This is a genomic window from Streptomyces vastus, from assembly GCF_039532825.1.
In the GTDB taxonomy this organism is placed as follows: Bacteria; Actinomycetota; Actinomycetes; order Streptomycetales; family Streptomycetaceae; genus Streptomyces; species Streptomyces vastus.
In genome coordinates this window covers 84,507-108,361 of the sequence record NZ_BAAASJ010000032.1, presented here as the reverse complement: position 1 = coordinate 108,361, position 23,855 = coordinate 84,507, and the positions used below count along the sequence as shown (strand labels likewise).

Annotated in this window: 22 protein-coding genes; 13 read left to right on the top strand and 9 right to left on the bottom strand. The window is 70.4% G+C overall.

Features of this window, described 5'->3' with window-relative positions; all coding sequences use genetic code 11:
* Nucleotides 1-14: 14 nt before the first annotated feature.
* Nucleotides 15-1,253: a MurT ligase domain-containing protein gene (locus ABD357_RS15630; RefSeq protein WP_344390652.1), complete on the bottom strand. Its 1,239-nt coding sequence runs from the start codon at nt 1,251-1,253 to the stop codon at nt 15-17.
* A 147-nt stretch (nt 1,254-1,400) separates the two neighbouring features.
* On the opposite strand from ABD357_RS15630, the gene def reads away from it, so the two are divergent.
* On the top strand, nt 1,401-1,940 hold the full coding sequence (def, locus tag ABD357_RS15625) for a peptide deformylase (protein ID WP_344390651.1): 540 nt from the start codon (nt 1,401-1,403) through the stop codon (nt 1,938-1,940).
* Between the two features lie 211 nt (nt 1,941-2,151).
* Here def and ABD357_RS15620 read toward each other — a convergent pair whose 3' ends face one another.
* A complete protein-coding gene (locus ABD357_RS15620) occupies nt 2,152-2,796 on the bottom strand; it encodes a TetR/AcrR family transcriptional regulator (RefSeq protein WP_328773170.1) in 645 nt (214 codons plus the stop codon).
* Between the two features lie 170 nt (nt 2,797-2,966).
* Here ABD357_RS15620 and ABD357_RS15615 point away from each other — a divergent pair, with 170 nt between their 5' ends.
* Nucleotides 2,967-4,193, top strand: coding sequence for an acyl-CoA dehydrogenase family protein (locus tag ABD357_RS15615; RefSeq protein ID WP_344390650.1), 1,227 nt, complete (start codon nt 2,967-2,969; stop codon nt 4,191-4,193).
* A 79-nt stretch (nt 4,194-4,272) separates the two neighbouring features.
* The gene (locus ABD357_RS15610) at nt 4,273-4,947 is read left to right on the top strand and encodes a transcriptional regulator (protein WP_344390649.1); all 675 of its coding nucleotides are present in this window, start codon (nt 4,273-4,275) and stop codon (nt 4,945-4,947) included.
* A gap of 26 nt (nt 4,948-4,973) precedes the next feature.
* Here the strand turns inward: ABD357_RS15610 and ABD357_RS15605 are convergent, their stop codons facing one another.
* The 5 genes from ABD357_RS15605 to ABD357_RS15585 form a co-directional block, all read right to left on the bottom strand.
* Nucleotides 4,974-5,213, bottom strand: coding sequence for a DUF6213 family protein (locus ABD357_RS15605; RefSeq protein ID WP_344390648.1), 240 nt, complete (start codon nt 5,211-5,213; stop codon nt 4,974-4,976).
* 25 nt (nt 5,214-5,238) lie between these two features.
* Nucleotides 5,239-6,624 carry an NADP-dependent succinic semialdehyde dehydrogenase gene (locus tag ABD357_RS15600; protein ID WP_344390647.1) on the bottom strand — a complete coding sequence of 462 codons (1,386 nt, stop codon included), beginning with the start codon at nt 6,622-6,624 and terminating at the stop codon, nt 5,239-5,241.
* A gap of 61 nt (nt 6,625-6,685) precedes the next feature.
* A complete protein-coding gene (locus tag ABD357_RS15595; RefSeq protein WP_344390645.1) occupies nt 6,686-7,153 on the bottom strand; it encodes an NUDIX hydrolase in 468 nt (155 codons plus the stop codon).
* Nucleotides 7,150-8,697 carry an ATP-dependent DNA ligase gene (locus ABD357_RS15590; RefSeq protein WP_344390643.1) on the bottom strand — a complete coding sequence of 516 codons (1,548 nt, stop codon included), beginning with the start codon at nt 8,695-8,697 and terminating at the stop codon, nt 7,150-7,152. Before ABD357_RS15590 ends, ABD357_RS15595 begins: the two co-directional genes overlap by 4 nt.
* A 479-nt stretch (nt 8,698-9,176) precedes the next feature.
* Nucleotides 9,177-10,106: an NAD(P)/FAD-dependent oxidoreductase gene (locus ABD357_RS15585; protein ID WP_344390641.1), complete on the bottom strand. Its 930-nt coding sequence runs from the start codon at nt 10,104-10,106 to the stop codon at nt 9,177-9,179.
* A gap of 77 nt (nt 10,107-10,183) precedes the next feature.
* Here ABD357_RS15585 and ABD357_RS15580 point away from each other — a divergent pair, with 77 nt between their 5' ends.
* The 4 genes from ABD357_RS15580 to ABD357_RS15565 all read left to right on the top strand — a co-directional run bounded on the left by ABD357_RS15580 (nt 10,184) and on the right by ABD357_RS15565 (nt 14,166).
* Nucleotides 10,184-10,786, top strand: a complete 603-nt coding sequence (locus ABD357_RS15580; RefSeq protein WP_344390640.1) for a helix-turn-helix domain-containing protein — start codon at nt 10,184-10,186, stop codon at nt 10,784-10,786.
* A gap of 94 nt (nt 10,787-10,880) precedes the next feature.
* Nucleotides 10,881-11,858, top strand: a complete 978-nt coding sequence (locus tag ABD357_RS15575) for an NADPH:quinone oxidoreductase family protein (RefSeq protein ID WP_344390639.1) — start codon at nt 10,881-10,883, stop codon at nt 11,856-11,858.
* On the top strand, nt 11,855-13,093 hold the full coding sequence (locus ABD357_RS15570; protein WP_344390638.1) for an acyl-CoA dehydrogenase family protein: 1,239 nt from the start codon (nt 11,855-11,857) through the stop codon (nt 13,091-13,093). Before ABD357_RS15575 ends, ABD357_RS15570 begins: the two co-directional genes overlap by 4 nt.
* On the top strand, nt 13,090-14,166 hold the full coding sequence (locus tag ABD357_RS15565) for an acyl-CoA dehydrogenase family protein (protein WP_344390636.1): 1,077 nt from the start codon (nt 13,090-13,092) through the stop codon (nt 14,164-14,166). Before ABD357_RS15570 ends, ABD357_RS15565 begins: the two co-directional genes overlap by 4 nt.
* 80 nt (nt 14,167-14,246) lie before the next feature.
* On the opposite strand, the gene ABD357_RS15560 is transcribed toward ABD357_RS15565, so the two are convergent.
* Nucleotides 14,247-15,197, bottom strand: a complete 951-nt coding sequence (locus ABD357_RS15560; RefSeq protein WP_344390635.1) for a phosphotriesterase family protein — start codon at nt 15,195-15,197, stop codon at nt 14,247-14,249.
* 162 nt (nt 15,198-15,359) lie between these two features.
* Nucleotides 15,360-16,064 (bottom strand): GntR family transcriptional regulator, encoded by a 705-nt coding sequence (locus ABD357_RS15555; RefSeq protein WP_344390634.1) that lies wholly within the window; start codon nt 16,062-16,064, stop codon nt 15,360-15,362.
* Nucleotides 16,065-16,361: 297 nt separating this feature from the next.
* On the opposite strand from ABD357_RS15555, the gene ABD357_RS15550 reads away from it, so the two are divergent.
* The 6 genes from ABD357_RS15550 (at nt 16,362) to ABD357_RS15525 (ending at nt 23,848) form a co-directional block, all read left to right on the top strand.
* Entirely contained in the window at nt 16,362-17,141 is a 780-nt protein-coding gene (locus ABD357_RS15550) for a sugar isomerase domain-containing protein (RefSeq protein WP_344390632.1), read from the top strand.
* Complete coding sequence (locus ABD357_RS15545) at nt 17,138-17,830, top strand: SDR family oxidoreductase (RefSeq protein ID WP_344390631.1); 693 nt, start codon at nt 17,138-17,140, stop codon at nt 17,828-17,830. The genes ABD357_RS15550 and ABD357_RS15545 overlap by 4 nt, the downstream gene beginning before the upstream one ends.
* Nucleotides 17,827-19,155 carry an FAD-dependent oxidoreductase gene (locus ABD357_RS15540; protein ID WP_344390628.1) on the top strand — a complete coding sequence of 443 codons (1,329 nt, stop codon included), beginning with the start codon at nt 17,827-17,829 and terminating at the stop codon, nt 19,153-19,155. Before ABD357_RS15545 ends, ABD357_RS15540 begins: the two co-directional genes overlap by 4 nt.
* A gap of 189 nt (nt 19,156-19,344) precedes the next feature.
* Nucleotides 19,345-20,316: an ROK family protein gene (locus tag ABD357_RS15535; protein ID WP_344390627.1), complete on the top strand. Its 972-nt coding sequence runs from the start codon at nt 19,345-19,347 to the stop codon at nt 20,314-20,316.
* Between the two features lie 446 nt (nt 20,317-20,762).
* Complete coding sequence (locus ABD357_RS15530; protein WP_344390625.1) at nt 20,763-22,439, top strand: glycoside hydrolase family 13 protein; 1,677 nt, start codon at nt 20,763-20,765, stop codon at nt 22,437-22,439.
* Between the two features lie 53 nt (nt 22,440-22,492).
* Nucleotides 22,493-23,848, top strand: coding sequence for an ABC transporter substrate-binding protein (locus ABD357_RS15525; RefSeq protein ID WP_344390624.1), 1,356 nt, complete (start codon nt 22,493-22,495; stop codon nt 23,846-23,848).
* Nucleotides 23,849-23,855 lie beyond the last annotated feature (7 nt).

The following is a 23,855-nucleotide window of genomic DNA, read 5'->3' as shown; positions in this document are numbered from 1 at the left end:
ATCGTCCTCTGTGGTCAGTTGCCGACACGGCGGCGCAGGTCCTGGAACGCGGTGTAGTTCGCGATGACCTCGATCCGCCCCGGTGGCGCGATCTGGACGGCCTGGTCGAGGTTCTCGCAGACCTGGAAGGTCTGGTTCGCGACCTCCAGACGCACCGCGAGGTCCAGCTTCCGGTCGCCGATGACGAAGATCGGGTGCCCGCTCAGCCGCGTGTAGTCGACGTCCCACAGCCAGGAGGTGTCGGTGCCGTCGGCCCCGCGCGCGTTCACGGACAGGATGACCGGCGTCGGCGGCGGGTCGATCAGTGAGAAGGTCTCCAGCCAGCCCGCGGGGTTCTTGGCGAGCAGCAGCCGCAGGTCGCGCTGCATGAACTGCACGACGTCGTACCGTCCGGCCACCGCCTGGACCTGGTACATGCGTTCCAGGGCGACCTGCGGCGGCACACCGAAGACGGCGGCTACGGCGGCCGACGAGGCGGCGTTGGCCTTGTTGGCGCGGCCCGGCAGCTGGAGGTGGATCGGCCAGGCGGAACCGTGCGGGTCGAGGACGTGGTCGCCGTTCAGCGCCCAACTGGGCGTCGGACGGCGGAAACCGCACTCGCCGCAGAACCAGTCGTCGCCCGGCCGCTGCATCACACCGCCGCAGGACGGGCAGGACCAGGCGTCGTCCTTCCACATCTGCCCGGCGGCCACCCATACGACGTTCGGCGAGGAGGAGGCGGCCCATACGACCAGCGGGTCGTCCGCGTTGGCGATCACGACGGACTTCGACCCGGCCAGGCCCTCACGCCAGTGCTCGGCGAGCATGCGGGTCTCGGCGGCGCGGTCGAGCTGGTCGCGGGAGAGGTTGAGGAGCGCGATGGCCTTCGGGGCGGTGTCACGTGCCACACCGGCGAGGTACTTCTCGTCGACCTCGATGACCGCGTACCGCGCGTCCGAACCGCCGGCCAGCGCGGAGGTGATGCCGGCGGGCATGTTCGCGCCCAGGGCGTTCGAGACGACGGGACCCGCGGCACGCAGCGCCTCCGCGATCAGCCGCGTGGTGGTGGTCTTTCCGTTGGTGGCCGACACCAGGATGACGTCCAAGTGCTCGGCCAGCCGGGCCAGCAGGTCGGGGTCGAGTTTGAGCGCCACCCGGCCGCCGATCACCGATCCGCTGCCGCGGCCCGCGGCACGCGACGCCGCCGCGACCGCCTTGCCCGCCGTCACGGCCAGCTTGGCCCGCGGCGACAGCGGGTCCGAGTTGCCTGCCATCAGTTCTCGATCCTCCTTGCGTACGACGCCGCGCCCTGCCCTGCTCCCGGCAACGTGTGGCCCTCAGCCTATCGAGATCCACGACCGGCCCGATTCGCGGCACCACCCCGGCGCCCGCGCGACATTGAGGACCGTACCCTTGCGGCCATGCGACACGGCTCGATCCCCGGCGCCCAGGGGCGCGTTCTCACGCTGTCCCTCCTTGGCGACCCCGTGTTGCACACACCGTGCGAGGAAGTCACCGACTTCGGCCCTCAACTGGCACGTCTGGTCGAGGACATGTTCGCGACGATGTACGCGGCTCAGGGGGTCGGGCTCGCCGCGAATCAGGTCGGTCAGTCGTTGCGGGTCTTTGTGTACGACTGCCCTGATGACGAGGAGCGACGGCATGTGGGTCACCTGGTGAACCCGCGTCTGGTCGAGGCGGACGGGCTTCTGCTCCGCGGGCCCGAGGGGTGTCTGTCGTTGCCGGGGCTTGAGGCGGGAACGGAGCGGTACGACCACGCGATCGTCGAAGGTCGCACGCTGGACGGTGAGTTGGTGCGGGTGCATGGCACCGGGTTCTTCGCCCGGTGCCTTCAGCACGAGTGCGACCACCTTGACGGGGATGTCTACACCGACCGCGTCAAGGGGTGGCGCAGGCGGCGGGTTTTGCGGGCCGCCGCGCGGGCTGCTTGGAGCCGGTGAGCGGCGTTGGGGTGCGGTCCCGGATGCGGTCTGCCAGTCGTCTGTGGCTGGTCGCTCCCCCACTCTCGGCTTCTCCCCCACTCTCGGCTTCGCTCGAGCGGGGGGACCCCCATGAGCGGGGGGACCCCCATGAGCGGGGGACCCCCATCGCGGCGGAGCCGCAAATTGACACAGCCCCGCGCCCCTTACGGGGCGCTTCAGCTCACCGGAGTCAGAAGCTGGGCCCGCCCACTTTGTCGCCCGCCGCTGCCAGGCGTCCCCACAACAGGTCCGCCAAACTGCGTACCAACTCCGCGCGTGAGCACGGGCGTTCGCCGAGCCACCAGTCGCCCGCCGCGTGCATCATGCCGACGATGCCGTGGCCCCAGACTCGGGCGAGCTGTGCGCTGTCGGGGCCGAGGTCGACCCGCTCCTCGATGACCTTGCCGAGTTCCTCGCCCATACGGCGCAGCAGGGGAGCGGAGTGCAGGCCGACGTCGAAGCCCTGGTCGCTCTGCGGGCCGCCCTCCGACGGATGCATCAGGAAGCGGTACACCTGCGGACGTGCTTCGATGGCCGCGAGGTAGGTGTCGAGCGTGGCCTCGACCCGCTCGCGGCGCTCGGCCGGCGCGTCCAGCGCGGCCCGCAGCGCTTCGAGCAGGGCGTCCGTGTGGCGCTTGGCGAGAGCCGCGTACAGTCCCCCCTTGTCACCGAAGTGCCGGTACAGAATGGGCTTGGTGATGCCGGCCTCGGCGGCGATGGCGTTCATCGAGGCGCCGGGGCCGTCGCGGAGCACCACCCGGTCGGCTGCCTCCAGCAGCTCGCGCCGGCGGCGGTCGGCGGACCGCTGCTGCTCGGTCCGCTGTGTGGTGTCCATGAGCTCTCCCCACCCGTACTGGTTCGGTGACGCCTGCGCAACGTAACACCCTGCTGGGATTCTGCATCGAACGGGCTGCCGGAGGGGAACCGGGAGTTGACTTTTCCTACTGACGGGTAACAGGCTACTGTTACCGCAAGTAACACGTGAGTGCTGTAGCTGGAGGGGACATGGCCGAGTTCACCATGGAGCTCAACGACGAACAGAAGGAGGTCCAGGACTGGCTCCACGGCTTCGCCGCCGACGTGATCCGTCCCGCGGCAGCCGAATGGGACGAGCGCGAAGAGACTCCCTGGCCGGTCATCCAGGAGGCCGCGAAAGTCGGCATCTACTCCCTGGACTTCTACGCCCAGCAGTACTTCGACCCCACCGGCCTCGGCATCCCCATGGCCATGGAGGAACTGTTCTGGGGAGACGCGGGCATCGCCCTCTCCATCGTCGGCACCGGCCTCGCCGCCGTGGGCGTCCTGGCCAACGGCACCGAGGAGCAGATCGGCACCTGGATCCCCCAGATGTACGGCGACGCGGGCGACGTCAAGGTTGCGGCCTTCTGTTCCTCCGAGCCCGACGCCGGCTCCGACGTGGCCTCCATGCGCACCCGTGCCGTTTACGACGAGGCCAAGGACGAGTGGGTCCTCAACGGCACGAAGACGTGGGCGACGAACGGCGGCATCGCCAACGTCCACGTCGTGGTCGCCGTCGTCGACGCGGAGCTCGGCTCCAAGGGCCACGCGTCCTTCATCATCCCGCCGCACACGCCCGGTCTGTCCCAGGGCCAGAAGTTCAAGAAACACGGCATCCGCGCCTCGCACACCGCCGAGGTCGTCCTGGAGGACGTCCGCGTCCCCGGCTCCTGCCTGCTCGGCGGCAAGGAGAAGCTGGACGAGCGCCTGGCGCGTGCCCGGGAGAGGGCGAAGGCAGGGGGCGAGCGCGTGAAGAACGCCGCGATGGCGACGTTCGAGGCCTCGCGCCCGGCGGTGGGTGCCATGGCCGTGGGCACGGCCCGTGCCGCGTACGAGGTCGCCCTCGACTACGCCAAGACGCGCGAGCAGTTCGGCCGCCCGATCATCGACAACCAGGGTGTCGCCTTCCAGCTCGCTGATATGCGTACCTCGATCGATGCGGCCCGGCTGCTGGTGTGGCGTGCCTCCTGGATGGCGGTCAACGGGAAGCCGTTCACCGCGGCTGAGGGTTCCATGTCGAAGCTGTTCGCGAGTGAGACGGCGAAGAAGGTGACGGCGGAGGCGATCCAGATCCTCGGCGGCAATGGCTACACGCGCGAGTACCCGGTTGAGCGGATGCATCGCGATGCCGCCATCTACACGATCTTTGAGGGCACAAGCGAGATCCAGCGTCTGGTGATCGCCCGAACCCTCGCGGGTATGCCGATCCGCTGACGACACCTGAGCGGTCGGCAGGGCCGTGAGAGCCTGGGAGTACGGGAAGGCAGCGCAGTCGAGCCGAAGGAGTGCGGCGATGACGCGAACAGCCAGGGAACTGCTGGAGACCACCACCGGGAAGCTCGCCCCCGACCCGCAGGCCAACCGGCTGCTGCCCCTGATCGGCCGGGGCGCGGCACGGCGTGACACCCTCGCCACTCTCGCACTGGAACAGCGCTATGTGATCGCCGCGGACCGCCGGGCGTTCCTGCACCTGGCGGAACGGTCGGCCGCCGAGCCCGAGTGCTCCGCCTTCTTCACCATGCTCGCGGAGGGCGAGGCGCTGGCCCATGACCGGCTCGGCCCGCTGCTCGACGCCTGCGGAGCCGATGAGGCGCGGGTGGCGGCGTACGAGCCGCTGGCGGGGGCCCAGGCGTATCCCGCGTACGTCGCCTGGCTCGCCCTTAACGGCGCACCGGCCGATGTGGTGCTCGCGCTGAGCGCCAACTTCTCGGCGTGGGGCGGCTATTGCGCCACCATCGCCGAGGCCCTCCGCCGCCAGTACGGCTTTGACGACGAGGCCTGCGGGTTCTTCGACCTGTTCGCCGAACCCGCGCCCGACCTGGAGCAGAAGGCGGTGGCAGCCGTACAGGCCGGGCTGGACGCGAAGTCGATCAGCGAGGAGGCGGTCCATCGCTACGGACGCCTGCTGCAGCGCTACGAGGAGATGTTCTGGCACACGCTGTGGGAGCTGGACCGGGGCGAGGCCTAGGCGGGCCCAGGCGCTCTGTCAGTCTGTCAGTCGGCCGATGTACCACTGCTGTGGGCGATGCAGGCCACGTCGATACGGTCGGCCAGCTTGGCGAGTTCGATCGTGAGGGTCGCCACCGTGTCCTCGTCGAGGCCCTCCTGACCGGCTTCCACCAGATGCAGCCACCGGCCGCCGACCGTGCGCAGCAGCTTGCTGACATCGGCGGCCGCCACCTGCAAAGTGCCGCGGTCGTCGACGATCAGAGGGAGGGTCACTTCGCGGTTCACACAGGCGATCGTAACTGCGGAACGCTCACGCTCCGTGCCATACGGTGGTGATGTTGCAGAACTCGCGGATTCCGTGGCCGGAGAGCTCACGCCCGTAGCCGGACCGCTTGACCCCGCCGAACGGGAACGCCGGGTGGGACGCCGTCATGCCGTTGACGTAGACACCGCCCGCCTCCAAGTCGCGTACAAAGCGGTCGATGTCGGCCTCGTCGCGGGTCCAGACGTTGGAACTCAGTCCGAACGGCGAGTCGTTGGCGATCGCCACCGCCTCGTCGAGGCCGGCGGCACGATAGAGCGTGGCGACCGGGCCGAAGGTCTCCTCGCGGTGGATGCGCATGGCGGGGGTGACGTCGGCGAGGACCGTCGGCGGGTAGTACCAGCCGGGCCGGTCGGGCCGTTCGCCGCCGCACAGCACCGTCGCGCCGCTTTCCACCGCCTCGTCCACCAGCTCCACCAGACCGTCGCGGCCCTGCTCGCTGGACAGCGGGCCGACGTCCGTGTCCTCGTCCAGCGGGTCGCCGACGTTCAGTGCCTTCATGCCCGCCGTGAAGCGCTCGGCGAAGGCGTCGAACACGTCCGTGTGCACGATGAACCGCTTGGCGGCGATGCACGACTGCCCGGTGTTCTGCACTCGGGCCGTCACCGCGGTCTTCGCCGCCCGGTCGAGGTCGGCCGACGGCATCACGACGTACGGATCGCTGCCGCCCAGCTCCAGCACCGTCTTCTTGACCTCGTCACCGGCGACAGAGGCGACCGCGCGGCCCGCAGGTTCGCTGCCGGTGAGCGTCGCAGCCTTGACCCGCTCGTCACGCAGGATGCCCTCGACCTCGCCGGAGCCGATGAGCAACGTCTGGAAGCAGCCTTCCGGGAAGCCCGCCCGGTGGAACAGTTCCTCCAGGTAGAGGGCGGTCTGCGGCACGTTCGAGGCGTGCTTCAGCAGCCCCACGTTGCCGGCCATCAGCGCGGGCGCGGCGAACCGGATCACCTGCCACAGCGGGAAGTTCCAGGGCATCACCGCGAGCACCGGGCCGAGCGGCCGGTAGCGTACGAGCACCCGGGAGGCGCCGGAGTCGCGCGCCTCCGGCTCCGGGGCCTCCTCGTCGACGAGCAGTTCCTCGGCGTGGTCGGCGTACCAGCGCATCGCCTTCGCGCACTTCGCGACCTCCGCGCGGGCCTGCTTGATCGGCTTGCCCATCTCCGTGGTCATCACCCGGGCGGTGTCCTGCGAATCCTCTTCCAGCAGGTCGGCGGCCCGGCGCATCAGCCGTGCGCGCTCGGCGAACGAGGTGGTGCGATACGTACGGAACGCGGCGTCGGCGGTCGCGAGCCTGCGCTCGATATCCTCGGCGCCGAGGGCGCCGTAGGTCTTGAGTGTCTCGCCGTTTGCCGGATTCACCGTCGCGATGGGCATGACGACCTCCTGAATACAGGCACCGGAGCTTGTCGGATCCGCGTACCCACGCGCAGCCGCTTTAGCCGACGTGCTCCTCGAGGCGGTCCAGGAACTCCGCCTGGGCCTTGACGATCACGGTTCGCGCCCGGTCGAGCCCGAACCACTCCACCCGGCTCAGTTCGGGGAACTCCTTGAGTCGGCCCGAGCCCTTCGGCCACTCCATCTCGAACGTTCCCGGGACCACCGTCGCCGGGTCGAGGTCGGCCTCCATCGCCCACGCGGTGACGATCTTGCCGTTCGCCTGCCGGACCTCGCCGAGCGGCACGGCCTCGCCGTCGGGCGGCTCCAGGCCCAGCTCCTCGCGGAACTCCCGTCGGGCCGCGTCCCAGGCCGGCTCGTCGGGCTCGTACTCACCCTTCGGTACGGTCCACGCGCCGGCGTAGCGCCGTTCCCAGAAGGGGCCGCCCATATGGCCGAGCAGTACCTCCAACCCGTCGCCGGCGTGGTGGAACAGCAGCAGGCCCGCGCTGCGGCGCGAGGCTTTCACCAGGTCACCTCCGGGTGCGCGGAGAGCAGCGTCTCGACGGTGTCGGCCTCCGCCGGGGTCTTGTCCTCGCGGTAGCGGACGACGCGGGCGAAGCGGAGCGTGACGCCGGCCGGGTAGCGGGTGGACTTCTGCAGACCGTCGTAGGCGATCTCGACGACGAGTTCCGGCCGGACGGTCACCACATGCCCGCTGTCCTCGACGGCGAGCTCGCGCAGCCGCTCGGTCTGCCAGTCCAGCATGGCGTCCGTCATGCCCTTGAACGTCTTGCCCAGCATCGCGAACGAGCCGTCCGGATTCCGCGCCCCCAGATGCAGGTTGGACAGCTTGCCGGTACGCCGCCCGTGCCCCCACTCGGCGGCGAGCACCACCAGGTCCAGCGTGTGTACGGGTTTGACCTTGAGCCAGGAGGCACCGCGCCGCCCCGCGCTGTAGGGGGCGTCGAGGCCCTTCAGCACGACGCCCTCGTGGCCGCGCTTCAGCGTGTCCGCGAGGAATCGTTCCGCGGCCTCGCGTGTCTCGCCGTCCGCCGGATCCGTCACGAGCGTGCGCCGCACCCGCATCGGTTCGGGCACCAACCGGGCCAGCTCCGCGTGGCGGTCGGCGAACGGCAGGTCGAGCAGGTCGTGGCCGTCCACGGACAGTGCGTCGAAGAAGACGGGGGAGACGGGCAGGGCCCTGGCCGCCGTGCCGACGTCCACGCGGGAGCCCACCCGCCCGGCGATGTCCTGGAAGGACTTCGGCCGTCCGCCCTCGTCGAACGCGATGACCTCGCCGTCCAGAATGAACCGCTCGCCCTTCAACTCCCATGCCGCGGAAGTGAGTTCGGGCAGCCGGTCGGTGATGTCGTCCAGAGTGCGCGTGTAGAGGCGTATGTCGTCGCCGTCGCGGTGGACCTGGACGCGGATGCCGTCCAGCTTCTCCTCGACGGCGCAGGCGCCGAGCTTGTCGATCGCCTCCGTCACGGACGCGGCGCTGTGCGCCAGCATGGGCAGGACCGGGCGGCCGACGGTGAGCCGGAACTCGGCGAGGGCCTTCGGGCCGTCCGCCAGCAGGCGCTGCGCCACGGTCTGCAGCGAACCGGCCAGCATCACCGCCCGTCGTACGTCCGCGGAGGGTGCGTCGGTCGCCTCGGCCAGTCCCTCGACGGCGACGGCGTCGAGGGCGCCCTGCCGTACCTCTCCGCTGAGCAGGCCGAACAGGAACCGCTGCTCGTCCGCGGTGGCCGCCGCCATCAACTCTCCGACCAGGCGCAGGCGTTCGGCCTGCGAGCCGGGGCCGGAGACGCCGGCGAGCGTGGTCAGGCGGGCGTCCACGTCCCGGACGCTGAGCTTGGGCTCTGCGGCCGGGGCGACGGGGCGGCTGAGCACCTTCCAGCCGATGCCGATCCGTCCCTGCGGGAGGCGTCCCGCCAGGTAGGGGATCACGATCGGCGCCTCCTCGGCCTCCGCGTCCCGGAACAGCTCGGCCAGCAGGCCGATCTTCCGGGAGCGGGCCGAGGTGGCGGCGACCTCCTGCGACACATTCGCTAGCCGGGCGAAGAGCATGCAGCCATGGTCCTACGACGGAGCGCGGAGCGCTCCGCTCGCGCGAAGGGTTCGTGGGGCAGCGCCCCAGACCCCCGCCAGGGGTGGGGGGTGACGGTCGTGTCGCGGCTGCGGGTGCGTCGTGGCTGGTCGCGCCCCGCGGCGGAGCCGCTGATGTCACAGCCCCGCGCCCCTGGGTGGGTGGTGGGTGCGGGGACGTGGGCTGGTGCGTCAGCCCGTCGCAGGCCGGGCATACGGCCCGGTGTTGGTACACGGTGCGGGTGACCTGAGCAGAACCTGAGCGACGGGCATACGACGCACCGGCCCACGGCTCCTCCCGCCGGTGGACAGGTGACGGGTCCGTCGTGGCTGACGGCTCCAGGGACGCCCCTTTAAGGCCCCTTTAAGGCCCTTTAGGGGCGCGGGGAACTGCGCGACCAGCCACAACGCACCCGCACTCGCCCACGAACCGAACCCACCACCCCCGTAGGCGTCCCCGCTCAACCGCCGGAGGCTATGTCCGCGAACAGCAAGTCCCCGTTGATCATGGCCCCCGCCCGATAGCCCAACGCAGCCGCGTTGATCACCTGCTCCGAGAACCCCACCGCGTTGCCCGCCGCCCAGACGCCCGGCACGCTCGTGCGCCCCGACTCGTCCACGGCCGCGTACACGCCGAACGGCGTCTCCTTCAGGTCGGCGCCCAGCCGCTCCAGCAGCCCCGTACGCGGAACGGCCCGCGGAGCGACGAACACCACGGAGCGCTCGTGCTCGGACCCGTCCGCGAGACGCACTCCGGCGAGCCGATCGTCCGAGACGACGAGCTCCGCCACCTCGCCGGGGACCACGTGAACCCCTGCCGCGGCCAGGTGGCGCAGGTCCTCGTCCGAGAGTTCGGACTCGGCGACCGTGTGCAGGAACAAGGACACGTCCTTGGACCACTGCGTGACCATCAGCGCCTGGTGCACGCTCATGACGGACGTCGCGAGCACCCCGAACGCCTGGTCTCGGACCTCCCAGCCGTGGCAGTACGGACAGTGCAGCACATCGCGCCCGAACCGCTCCGCGACCCCGGGCACCGACGGCAACTCGTCCGCGAGCCCGGTCGCGACCACTAGCCGACGTGCGTGCACGGTACGACCGGACGCCAGCGTCACATCGAACTCCCCGGCGTCGTCACGCACGACGTCCGCCGCGCGGTCCTGGACCAGCCCGACCCCGTACCGCTGAATTTCCCGCCGCCCCTCGGCCAGGAACTCGGCGGGTGACATCCCGTCCCGCGACAGATAGCCCTGCATGTGCGCGGCAGGCGCGTTGCGCGGCTCGCCTGCGTCGACGACGAGCACCTGGCGCCGCGCGCGCCCCAGTACGAGCGCGGCGGACAGGCCGGCCGCGCCGCCTCCGACGACAACCACTTCGTAACGATCGGTCATGGTGACCACCTCCACGGACAAGGTCGCCCCACGGCTGCCGCATTGACAAACCTATTTGCCGAAACTGCAATGTACTCATGAGTGAGCACGAGACGGACCTGAATGAGCGCGACACCGACGAGGTGCTGGCGGGAGTCGGCCCCCGGCTGCGGCGGATCCGGAAGGAGCGGGGTGCGACGCTCGCCGGGTTGTCGGAGGCGACGGGTATCTCGGTGAGCACCCTGTCGCGGCTGGAGTCCGGCCTGCGCAAGCCCAGCCTGGAACTGCTGCTGCCGATCGCCCGGGCCCACGAGGTGGCTCTGGACGAGCTGGTGGGGGCTCCGCCGGTGCGGGATCCGCGGGTCCGGTCCCAGCCGATCGAGCGGCACGGGCGCACCTACTGGCCGCTCACCCGCCAGCCAGGCGGACTCCAGGCGTTCAAGGTGCTCGTACCGCAGGGGCAGGAGGAGCCGGAACCCCGTGTCCACGAGGGGTATGAATGGCTCTACGTCCTCTCCGGGCGGCTGCGGTTCGTGCTGGGCGAGCACGACGTGGTGCTCACGGCTGGGGAGGCCGCCGAGTTCGACACACGCGTGCCGCACTGGTTCGGGTCGACGGGGGAGGGGCCGGTGGAGTTCCTCAGCCTGTTCGGGCCGCAGGGGGAGCGGATGCACGTACGGGCACGGCCCAAGCGGTCGTGATGTGCGTAACGGTAGCCTGATCAGCAAGCGACCGCTTAGTATGCAAACCGACCCCGGTCAGACGACGCAGTCTCGTGTCCCGTGGAGGCCCCGCATGCAGGCATGGCAAGTGCACCAGAACGGCGAGCCGAGCGAGGTGATGCGGCTAGACGAGGTGGAGCGGCCGGTGCCCGGCGAGGGCCAGGTCCTGCTCAAGGTGCGTGCCGCGAACATCAACTTCCCGGACGCCCTGCTGTGCCGCGGGCAGTACCAGATCAGGCCGCCGCTGCCGTTCACGCCCGGCGTGGAACTCTGCGGCGAGACCGAGGACGGGCGGCGGGTCATCGGCAATCCCGCGCTGCCGTACGGCGGCTTCGCCGAGTACGCGATCACGGACGCCGCGGCCGTACTGCCCGCCCCCGAGGCGCTCGACGACGCCGAGGCCGCGGCGCTGCACATCGGCTACCAGACGGGATGGTTCGGTCTGCACCGCAGGGCGGGTCTGGAGGCCGGCGAGACGCTGCTCGTCCACGCTGCCGCAGGAGGGGTCGGCAGCGCGGCCGTGCAGCTCGGCAAGGCCGCGGGCGCCACGGTCATCGGTGTCGTGGGCGGGTCCGACAAGGTGGACGTGGCGCGGGAGCTGGGGTGCGACGTCGTCATCGACCGGCGTGCCGAGGACGTCGTCGGCGCTGTGAAGGAGGCGACCGGCGGCCGGGGCGCGGACGTGATCTACGACCCCGTCGGCGGTGAGGCGTACGCGCAGTCCGCCAAGGTCGTCGCCTTCGAGGGGCGGATCGTGGTCGTGGGCTTCGCGAGCGGGTCCATTCCCAGTCCGGCCCTGAACCACGCCCTGGTGAAGAACTACTCGATCATGGGCCTGCACTGGGGCCTCTACAACACCAAGAACCCGAAGCTGGTCCTGCGCTGCCACGAGCAGCTCACCGAACTGGCCGGCCGCGGTGCGATCAAGCCGCTGGTCAGCGAGCGTGTGGCGCTGGGCGGTGCGGCTGCCGCCGTGCAGCGTGTCGCCGACGGGGTCACCACCGGGCGCGTCGCCGTCGTCCCCGGTCTCTCTGAAGGAGGAGCGGCATGACCGACGCCGCCGAACTGCGGGATCGGACGCAGGAGTTGCTGACTGCCCACCCTCCCGCCCGTCTCTCACCACCGCCCTCAACCGAGGGCCCTGCGGGCCCGCCCCCCTCGTCTGCCACCATCGACCGCCTCGACTTCCTCAAGGCCCGCTTCGACGCCGGACTCGCCTGGGTGCACTACCCGGAGGGCCTCGGGGGACTTGGCGCGCCGCGCTCTCTCCAGGCCGTCGTGGACGCCGAGTTGGAGTCCGCGGGCGCCCCCGACAACGACCCGCGGCGCATCGGCATCGGCCTCGGCATGGCGGCGCCGACGATCCTCGGCTTCGGTACGGAGGAGCAGAAGCGCCGCTTCCTCAGGCCCCTTTGGGTGGGCGAGGAGGTCTGGTGCCAGCTGTTCAGCGAGCCGGGCGCCGGCTCCGACCTGGCCGCGCTGGGCACCCGTGCCGTACGAGAGGGCGACAGCTGGGTCGTCAACGGGCAGAAGGTGTGGACGTCCAGCGCCCATGTCGCGCGCTGGGCCATCCTCATCGCCCGTACCGACGCGGACGTGCCCAAGCACCGCGGGATCACGTACTTCATCTGTGACATGACCGACCCCGGTGTCGAGGTGCGTCCGCTGCGCCAGATCACCGGCGAGGCCGAGTTCAACGAGGTGTTCCTCACCGACGTGCGCATCCCCGACAGCCACCGGCTCGGGGAGATCGGCGACGGCTGGCGCGTCGCGCAGACGACGCTGATGAACGAGCGCGTGTCCATCGGCGGCATGCGCATCCCGCGCGAGGGCGGCATGATCGGCCCGGTCTCGAAGACCTGGCGCGAGCGCCCCGAACTGCGCACCCACGATCTCCACCAGCGGCTTCTCACCCTGTGGGTGGAAGCCGAGGTCGCCCGTCTCACCGGTGAACGGCTGCGCCAGCAGCTCGTCGCGGGCCAGCCCGGCCCCGAGGGCTCCGGGCTGAAGCTCGCGTTCGCCCGCCTCAACCAGGAGATCAGCGGCCTGGAGGTCGAACTCCTCGGCGAGGAGGGCCTGTTGTACGACGACTGGACGATGCGGCGCCCCGAGCTCGTCGACTTCACCGGGCGCGAGGCCGGTTACCGCTACCTCCGATCCAAGGGCAACAGCATCGAGGGCGGGACCAGCGAGGTCCTGCTGAACATCGTCGCCGAGCGCGTCCTTGGCCTGCCCGCCGAGCCGCGCACCGACAAGGACGTCGCCTGGAAGGACCTCGCGCGATGACTGATCTGCTGTACTCGGAGGAGGAAGAGGCGCTGCGCGCGGCCGTACGCGATCTCCTCGCCGACCACTGCGACGCGGCGGGCGTGCTCGTCCGCGTGGAGTCCGGCACGCCGTTCGACCCCGAACTGTGGAAGGCCCTCGCCGACGGCATGGGCCTTGCGGGCCTCCTCGTCCCCGAGTCGTCCGGCGGCCAGGGCGCCACGCACCGCGAAGTCGCCGTGGTACTGGAGGAGTTGGGCCGCGCGGTCGCTCCCGTGCCCTATCTGACGAGCGCGGTCGTCGCCACCGAGGCCCTGCTCGCCTGCGAGGCCGACGACCTCCTCGGCGAGCTGGCGTCCGGGCGGCGGATCGGCGCCCTCGCCGTCGCGCTGAACGTCGCTCCCGGCGCCGCCCACCAGCTCGTACGACATGAGAACGGCGCCCTGCACGGGGAGTTGACCGGCGTCGCGGACGCGGCCGTCGCCGACGTCCTGCTGGTGCCCGCGGACGACGGCGGCCTGTACGCGGTGGAGGCCACCGCCGTGACCGTCAGCCCGCAGGTGTCCCTGGACCTGACCCGGCCGGTGGCGACGGTGCTACTGGAGGGTGCGGCCGGCCGCCTGCTGGGGGATGCCGAACCCGCCGTACGACGTGGCCTGCGGGCCGGAGCCGGACTGCTCGCCTCCGAGCAACTCGGCCTCGCCGACTGGTGCTTGACCGAGACAGTCCGCTACCTGAAGGACCGCAAGCAGTTCAACCGGCCCGTCGGCGGCTTCCAGGCCCTCAAGCACCGGCTCGCCCAGCTGTGGCTGGAGGTCGTCAACACGCGTGCCGCGGCCCGCAATGCCGCCGACGCGCTGGCCGCCGGCAGTACGGACGCGGATGTGGCGGTCGCGCTCGCCCAGGCGTACGCGGCGCCCGTCGCGGTCCATGCCGCCGAGGAGGCAGTGCAGTTGCACGCCGGTATCGGTATGACGTGGGAGCACCCCGTGCACCTCTACCTGAAGCGGGCCAAGGCCGCCTCGATCGCGTACGGAACGGCGGGCCGCCACCGGGAGGCGCTGGCCGAACTGGTCGACCTCCCAGCACCCTGACGTACACCTGCTCAACACCCGTGAGAAGCCCGCCCCACCTGGGGCGGGGCCGGCGGCGCGGCCGCGGCTCGGCGCTGCCCTCACACGGCGGGGGCCTCTTTGCCCAGGAGTGCCTGAGGGGCGTACCGCAAAACGGTCTCGACCGCCTCGTCGCCCAGGCGCCGGCGCAGCCGTGGGACGAACTCCCGGCCGAGTACGTCCATTCCCGGCCCGCCGCCGTACGCGGTGAGTGAGGACTTGCGTCCGACGTCGGTCCCCAGGCAGACGTGACCCAGCTTGCCGGCCTCGGCCATGCGCTCGATCAGGTCGAGGACGACGGAGTCCGGCCGGTACTTGATCCGCCCGATCGTGTCGTAGACGAGGTGGGCGCCGCGGGCGATCAGATCGAGGTGGAGTTCCGGATCGGGGTTGCGGTCGGTGTGGGCGAGCAGAACCCGCCCGGCCGGCAGGCCGTGCTTGTCCAGGAGGTCCAGGGCGGCGTGTGCGGCGGTCCCGACCTCGGTGTGGACCGCCACGGCCACGCCGGTCTGCCGGGCCGCCGTCGCTCCCGCGGCGAACCAGCGTTCCTCGTGGCGGTCGATACGGTGGTAGGAAGCCCCGAGTTTGATGACGCCCGCCTTGTGAGGGCTGGGGACGGGGCGCGGAAAGCCCCAGTCGTGGCTGTCCATGCCGCTCCGGAGGTCGTCCAGGAGTACGTCGAGAAGCGTGGCGTCGTCGGCGTGGCGGGCCCAGTGAGCGGCCGGGTAGTGGGCGCTGCGGTGGAAGCCGGTCGCGGCCACGACATGGACGGCGCTCGTGCGGGAGACCTCGGCGAGCTGGACGGGGCGGCGTCCGAGGCCGACCGGGGTCAGGTCGACGACGGTACCGATGCCGCTCGCCGCCACCCGCAGGAGCTCGGCCACCGCCTTGCCGGTGTCGAGGAACTCGTCACCCGGGTTGACCGGGGTACGCAGGAAGACGTGCTCGTGGGCATCCACCGCGCCGAGTTCGTCAGCGGCGACAGGGCCCAGGACTGTCTCGACGACAGGCATGCTGTTCTCCTTCACGATGCCGGCCCTCCGACCGGTGTCGGGGACCCACCCCTGCTCGGGCCGGGGAGCCGGGCGCCACGACCGACAGTTGGAGCCGTGGTACTGGTTCCGGCGGTCATGACCGGTGGCCGGGACCGACCGGCCAGGCCAGTTCGGAAGCCCCTAGGCCAGTTCGATGTGGAAGACGAAACGGGAACCCGCATAGCGGGATTCGGTGAGTTCGACGGGTGTGCCGTCGCCGGTCGTGATCAGTCGGCGCTCGACGAAGATGGCCGCCCCGACGGGCAGTTCCAGAAGGGCGGCGTCGTCCTCGGTGGCGATGGCCGCTATCTGCGTTCCGGTTGCCCGGGAGGGGGCGAAACCCTGCTCGGTGAGGGCCTGGTGCAGCGAGCCATGGGCCAGGTCCTCGCGCAACAGCCAGGCACAGGACGGTGGCAGCACGACGTTCTCGATCGCCATCGGCTGCTCGTCGGCCAGCCGCAGCCGCCGTACGTGAACGACGTTGGACTGAGGAGCGATTCTGAGCGCGGTGGTCTCCTCCTGGCTGCCCACGCGCAGTTCACTCGCCAGGACGGTCGATGACACGGTCATGCCGCGCAGGGCCATTTCCTCGGTGAAGGAGCGGAGTTTGCCCATCTGGCGGTGGACCTGCGGTTCCCCCACGAAGGTGCCGACTCCGGAGATCCGGTAGATCACACCCTCGGCGACCAGACGCTGGGTCGCCTGCCGGACGGTCATCCGGCTGACTTGGAACAAGTCGCACAGTTCCGCGTCGGACTCGATCTGATCCCCGGGCTTCAGCCCCGCGATCCGGCCGCGGATGTGCCGTTCGACTGCTTCATGTCGCGGCATGGGCCGCCGAGCCACGGCTTTCCTCCCTTTGTCTGTACCGGTCGGCCCCGCTGTCTATAGCGATAGGCGCGCCGCTGCTGTCTATACCGGTATGCCCTCGCAGCATAGGCCGTCACCTCGGCGCGCGTCCACACCAGTACCGCTCGGCTGTAACCAGTGATCAGCCGGTACAGATGCTTGACGTTCTACTGGTCGCCGCTCTAGCGTCCAGAGGCGTACTGCCTGTCTAGACTTATTGAGTCGCCGGAGGTCGTTCCGCAGGAGCGCCCTGTCTCCGTGTGTCTCCGCCCTCGTACCGAGAGGTATCTGCACGTGTCATCGTGGATCCGTACCGCAGTCGGGATCGTCGAGCAGATTGCCGAGTCCCAGGCCGGCGCCGTCGAGGCCGCGGCTCAGATCGCCGCCAGGTCGATCGCCGCCGACGGCGTCGTCTACACCTTCGGCACCGGTCATTCGCGCATGCCGGTGGAGGAGATATTTCCCCGCTATGGCTCCTATCCCGGCTTCCAGCCGCTGGTGGAGCTCTCGATGACGTTCCACACCCAGGTGGTGGGGGCCAACGGACAGCGGCAGGCGATGTTCATCGAGCGCGTCGAGGGACTGGCCGACCAGATCCTGGCCAATTTCCGGCTGCGTCCTTCGGACAGCATGTTCATCTTCAGCGTCAGCGGGCTCAACGCCGTCCCCATCGAGATGGCGATGGGCGCGAAGAAGGCAGGGTTGCCGGTCATCGCTGCCACGTCGCTGCAGGAGACGAACGCCGCCGAACCGCGACATCCGAGCGGCTCCCGGCTCGCCGACCACGCCGATGTGGTGATCGACCTGGGATCGCCGGTCGGCGACGCAATCTGCCACGTCGACGGCCTGGACGTTCCCGTCGGCCCGGTGAGTACCTTCACCGCGATCGCCGTGGTGAACGAGATCAAGGTCCGGGTCGCCGAACTGCTCGCCGAGCGGGGCGCCATGCCGCCGGTCATCACCAGTTCCCGCCTGGTCGGCGCGGACCGCAGCAACGAGCTGTTCGAGGGCGCCTATCTCGAATTCGCCCGCCGCTCCGCCGCCGCTCTGCGCACCGCGGACGGCGCACCGTGAAGCGGCTGCTGGTGGCCGGCGCTCACGGCGGGATCGGTGCCGCGTGCGTCAACGCGGCGCGGGCAGCCGGTGCCGAAGTCTTCGAGGCCGACCGCGACACGTACGACATCACCGTGTCCGCGGGTGCCGACGCGGCCGTGGCGCGAGCAGCCGAGGCCCTGGACGGTCTGGACGGCATCGTGCACGCGGTGGGCATGTCCGGCCGGCGTCTCGGCGACGGGCCGGTGGACGAGTGCGGCGACGAGGCATGGCGTGAAGTGCACCGGGTCGATCTCGACTCGGTGTTCTACCTGTTGCGTGCCGGCATCCGGCGGCTGTCCGGCTCGGGCGGGTCGATCGTCGTGATCGGCTCCGCCCTGGCGAGCACGCTCGATGAGGACTTCCTCACCGCGGCCTACGCCAGCGCGAAGGGCGCCCTGGTTCCCCTGGTGCGCTCGGCCGCGTTCACCGGCGCCCCCAAGGGGGTGCGCGTCAACATCGTCGCGGCCGGCCTGGTGGACACCCCGATGGCAGCCCGTGCCATGACCGATCCCGCGATCCAGGACCGATTGCCGCGGCTGATGCCGCTCGGGGCGCGGGCCTGCAGCCCCGAAGAGATCGCCGACACCGTCATGTGGCTGCTGTCGGACTCTTCCAGCCGCACGACCGGCGCGGTCGTCCCCGTAGACGGAGGGTGGCACCTGAGGTGAACGGCACACGCGTCAACCAGGCGGAGGCCGAGCGCCATCCGCTGCTGTGGGACGGAGATGTGGTGGTCGTCGGCGGAGGCTCGGCGGGCTCCGCGGCAGCCGTCGCGGCCGCCCGACGCGGCGCCTCCACCCTGCTCGTGGAAAGCGCCGCTCACCTGGGCGGCACCGGGGCGAGCGTCCTGGACACCTTCTACGGCTTCTACGCGCCCGGCACGGGGGAGCGCGTCGTCGGCGGCGTGGGCTGGGAAGTGTGCCAGGAGCTCACCGATCGCAAGGCGGCCTTCGAACGCCCCAACACCTACGGCGCGGGCACCGGCATCACCTACGACCCCGAGACACTCAAGCTGGTCTGGGACGAACTCACCGGCAGGGCCGGTGTGCGGGTTTTGTTCCACGCGCTTGCGTCACGGGTGGTGATGGAGGGTCAGGAGGTTCTCGGGGTGGTCGTCGAAACGGTCGCCGGCCCCGGATTCGTACGGGCCGGAGTCGTCGTCGACGCCAGCGGTGATGCCGACATCGCCTGGCGCGCGGGGGCTGCGCTGGAGCGACCCGCCGAGGACCGCGTCGTGCAACCGCTCACCCAGACCTTCCGGCTCGCCGGTGTCGACGCCGAGGCGACCGGGACGGCGGAGCTGCACCGCCTGATGGCTCTGCACGCCGACTCGGGAGCGTACGAGCTGCCCAGGCGCGAAGGTTCTGTCCACCGGACCACCGAACCTGGGGTCGTCCACACCAACGTGACCCGCGTCAGCGGCGTCGACCCGACCGACCCGTGGCAGCTTTCCGGAGCCGAACAGGAGGGGCGTCGCCAGGTCGTCGAGTACACCCGGTTCCTCGTCGAGCAGGTGCCGGGGTACGAACGGGCTTTCCTCATCGCGTCCGCGCCGCGGATCGGCGTGCGGGAGAGCCGCCGTCTGATCGGCGAGTACGTCCTGGGCAAGGAGGACGTCCTGAGTGCGCGTCAGTTCGATGACGCCATCGCGCGCTGTGGTGCTCCGATCGAGGACCACGCCGCCGGGCAGCGGACGATCTGGCAGTACGTCGGCTCCGGTGACCAGACGCCCACCGGCCGCACTTACGGTGTGCCCTACCGATGCCTGCTTCCCCGTGGCGTCGACGGTCTGCTCGTCGCGGGGAGGTGCCTGTCGGCCACCCACGACGCCCATGCCTCCGTCCGCTCCATCGGACAGTGCATGGCGATGGGGCAGGCCGCCGGGACCGCGGCGGCCCTGGCGGTCTCCGCCGGATGCCGGCCCCGCGACGGGAACATCGTCGAACTGCGTGAGCAACTCGCAGCCGACGGCGCCCTGCTCGCACCCGACTGACCGTCTCTGCGTAAAGGCTAGACAGGCCGTTCGACCGTCTGCCGCTGGCTTGCCAAAGCGCTGATCGTGGCCCAATCCAACCAGTCAACGTTCCTGATTCTTTACGTCTCAACTGATTGACTGGACGATTCACGCGCCCTAGCTTCCCGTTAAGTCTATACAGGCAATACTGATCCATCAGGAGATCGCATGGTCGCGACCAGGGGCGGCCCTCGCCCCGAAGGGTCCGCCCTTGGGGTGGACATCGGGGGCACGAACATCAAGTGGGTGCACCGTGCCGGCGCGGTCGTCGTCGCGCGGGGCACGCTGCCCACGCCGGCCGCCGGTCCGGCGCAGGTCGCCGCCACCATCGCCGAACTCGTGGGCGCGCGCACCGCCGAGGCCATCGGCGTGGCGCTCCCCGGCCATCTGAGCCCGGACCTGCGCTCCACCACCACCATTCCGAACATCGACGGCGAGTGGCAGGGTTACCCGCTTGCGGACACGCTCGAACGCGCGACCGCGAAGCCCGTCCTGCTGATGAACGACGCACGCGCCCTCGCCTCGGCGGAACTCGCTCTGGGCTCCGCGCGCGGTCACACCGACGTGGTGTTCATGACCATGGGTACCGGGATAGGCGGTGCGATCGCCCTGGGCGGCAGCGTCCTGCGCGGCCCCGGCGACAGGATCGGCGAAATCGGGCATATGACCGCCGCGCCCGGCGGAAGCCGCTGTGCGTGCGGAGCCCGCGGCTGCCTGGAGACGGTGTCGGGCGGCCGGGCGCTGGCAGCCGCCTGGTCCCGCGTGCTCGCCTCGCGCGGAACCGCGAACCAGGACCGGACCGCGACACCCGAAGACCTGGTCCAGGCCGCCCAGTCGGGCGACACCACGGCCCGGGAGATCCTCGATACCGCCGCCACGGCAGTAGGTACGGTCCTGGGCAGCGTGCTGACCCAGCTCGGTCTTTCGACGGTCGTCGTCGGCGGTGGCGTGGCGCCGGCCTTCGGCGTGATGCGACCGGCCGTCGAACTGGCACTGCGTGACCGCCGGCGACTGATCGGACCGGTGACGTTCCTGGCCGCCGCACTCGGCCCGTACGCCGGCGCGATGGGGGCGGCGCTGAACGCCACGGCGCAGCCCCTCGCCGTCGCTTCGGCAGTGCCTCGGTTATCCGTGATCTGACGGCCCCTCAGCACTCGTCGGCGAGCGGCGTGACCGGCGGACCGCCCTTCCTCCGCATCGGCGGGTGTCGCGCCGGCGAACGGCGTTCCGGCCTCACCGGCGGGCATCGCGCGGGCGAATGGGCGTCGGTCCTCATCGTGGCCTCACACCCGGCGACCCCGCTTTGCCCGGCGAACGAAGCCGAACGAATCCTCGCCCGTCAGCCGTCAGCCGTCAGCCGTCAGCCGTCAGCCGTCAGCCGTCAGCCGTCAGCCGTCAGCCGTCAGCCGTCAGCCGTCAGCCGTCAGCCCCACCTGCCAACCGGCCTCCCCATCCGCATCTCATCTGCGTCCCATCCCCTCCCAACGCGCCTTCCGCGGCGCGGGATCCGGCGCCCAGTCGGCCGGCCGTCGCCCTCCCCGCTCGGCGGCCGGTTCCCATCACGCCCAGCCCAGGACGGTTTCCCGATGATCGACGCGTTCGTCGACGACGGCTCGGTACAGAACGAACCGCGCCCCTCCGAGCGGCCAGAGCACACCGCACGACAGCAGTGGTGGCGCACCGCCGTCATCTACGAGGTGTACGTCCGCAGCTTCCTCGACAGCACCGGGGACGGCATCGGCGACCTCGCCGGTGTCCGCGCGGGCCTGCCGTACCTCAAGCGACTGGGTGTCGACGGCATATGGCTCAACCCGTTCTACCCCTCGCCGCAGTACGACCACGGCTACGACGTCGCCGACTACTGCGACGTGGATCCGGTCTACGGAGACCTGGACGAGTTCGGCCACTTGGTGGACGACGCGCACCGACTCGGGTTCAAGGTGCTCATCGACATCGTCCCCAACCACTGCTCCAGCCGCCACCCGTGGTTCCTGCAGGCCCTGGCCGAAGGCCCGGACGGCGGTCCGGGCAGATCCCGCTTCCACTTCGCCGAGGGCCGGGGTGCGGGCGGCGAACTGCCGCCCAACAACTGGCACTCCATGTTCGGCGGACCCGCCTGGACCCGGGTGACCGAGCCAGACGGCACGCCGGGCCAGTGGTACCTGCACCTGTTCGGGCCGGAGCAGCCCGACTTGAACTGGCGCAACCCCGAAGTCGGCGGCTACTTCGAGCAAGTACTGCGGTTCTGGCTGGACCGCGGCGTCGACGGGTTCCGCATCGACGTGGCCACCGGCCTCTTCAAGCATCCCGCATTGCCGGACTCCCCGGACCCGGCAGCCGACGCGCGCGCCCGGGACACGGTCAACCCCCTGGCGTGGAACCAGCCCGAGACCCACGGTGTCTGGCGCACCTGGCGCGCCATCTGCGAGGAATACACCGCTCGGGACGGCATCGACCGGCTGCTCGTCGGAGAGGTGTCCGTGCGCACCCCGGCCGAGCAGGCCGCCTATGTCCGCCCGGACGAGCTCCACCAGGCGTTCTTCTTCCACATGCTGACGGCCCCTTGGGACGCCGCCACCTTCCGCCGGGTCATCCAGGACGCGCTGCGGGACATAGCCGACACCGGGTCGACCGTCACCTGGGTGCTCAACAATCACGATCAGGTCCGCACCGTCACCCGGTACGCGGCCTCCGCGCGCGCTCGCGCCGCCGCGCTGCTGATGCTCTCCCTGCCCGGCGCCGCATACATCTACCAGGGCGAGGAGCTGGGCCTGCCGGAGGTCGTCGACCTGCCGGACGAGGTGCTCACCGACCCGATCTTCCATCGCAGCGGCAGCCGCGTGGGCATCCGGGACGGCTGCCGCGTACCGCTGCCGTGGTCGGGGCACATGTCCCCGTTCGGTTTCACCTCGGGCGAAGGCGTCGCCAAGCCGTGGCTGCCGCAGCCCGAGTGGTTCGCGGAGCACACCACCGAGCGTGGCATGGCCGATCCCGATTCCTTCTGGCACCTGTACCGCGACGCGCTGCGGTTGCGCCAGAGCCTGCCGTCGCTCGGCAACGGGACGCTGCGCTGGCTGGATTCCCCGCCGCAGGTCCTGGCCTTCGTCCGCGGTGACGGGCTGGTGTGCGCCGTCAATTTCGGCGACGTCCCCTGTCCCGCCCCGGTCCACGGCACACCGCTGCTCGCGAGCGGCCCCTGCCCGCCCGGCACCCTCCCTGGCAGCACTGCCGCCTGGTGGGTGGCCGACGGCTTCACCGACTGACCCGTTGTCCGTCGCAACACGTTCCGTACGTTCTTTCACAAAGGAGTGACCCAATGAATGGCAGAGCGGCAGTACTGACGGCCGTCGCCGTCCTGGTGATCGGGGCCGCCGGGTGCGGTTCCTCGGACAAGGACGCCTCCAGCGCCCCCGCGACCACCGGTGCGGGCGACGCCTCCACGTTGGACCTGCCCAAGCTCGACGGGCAGAAGCTGCAGGTGGCCGGCGTCTGGACAGGCGCCGAGCAGAAGAACTTCCTCAAGGTACTGGCCCGCTTCGATGAGTTGACGGGGGCAAGCACCACCTTCGTGCCCACCGGCGACAACGTGTCGACCTTCGTCGGCAGCAAGATCCAGGGCGGCTCTCCGCCGGACGTGGCCCTGCTGCCCCAGCCCGGCGTGCTGCAGCAGTTCGCCAAGGAGGGCTGGCTCAAGCCGCTCCAGCCCGCCGTGACCGAGGAGCTGGACCAGAACTACAGCAAGGCCTGGCGCGACCTGAGTACGTACGAGGACAAGCAGTACGGCGTGTTCTTCAAGGTCACCAACAAGTCCTTGTTCTGGTACAACACGGCGATCTGGGAGCAGGCCGGACTGAGCACCACCCCCACCACCTGGGAGCAACTGCTCAAGGACGGTCAGACACTCTCCGACTCCGGCACCCCGCCGTTCTCCATAGGCGGCGCCGAGGGCTGGCTCGTGACCGACTGGTTCGAGAACATCTACCTCAGCCAGGCCGGCCCGGCCATGTACGACAAGTTGACGAAGCATCAGATCAAGTGGACAGATCCATCGGTGACCAAGGCGCTGACCACGCTGGGTCAGATCTTCGGCAGGCCCGATCTGATGGCCGGAGGCACGCGCGGCGCGCTGCAGACCGACTTCCCCACCTCGGTCGGCCAGGTCTTCTCCGACCCGCCCAAGGCCGCGCTGGTCTACGAGGGCGAGTTCATCGCGACCAACATCACCCAGGAGACCACGGCCAAGGTCGGCACCGACGCCAAGGTCTTCCCCTTCCCGTCCGTGGACGGCGGCAAGGCACCAGTGGTGAGCAGCGGCGACGTCGCGGTCGCGCTCAAGGACGGCGAAGGAGCGCAGGCGCTGATGCGCTTCCTCGTTTCCCCGGAGGCGGCGGAAATCGCTGTACAGCAGGGCGGTTTCCTCTCTCCGAACAAGGCGGTCGCCTTCTCCGACTACCGCGACGACACCGTACGGGGCATCGCGAAGAACCTGATCAAGGCCGGCGACAACATCCGGTTCGACATGTCCGATCAGGCACCGGCCGCGTTCGGCGGAACCAAGGGGCAGGGGGAGTGGAAGGACCTGCAGGACTTCCTCGCCAAGCCCTCCGACGTCGCGGGCGCGCAGAAGCAGCTCGAAGCGGACGCCGCGAAGGCGTTCGCCAAGGCCGGCTGAGGCAGCC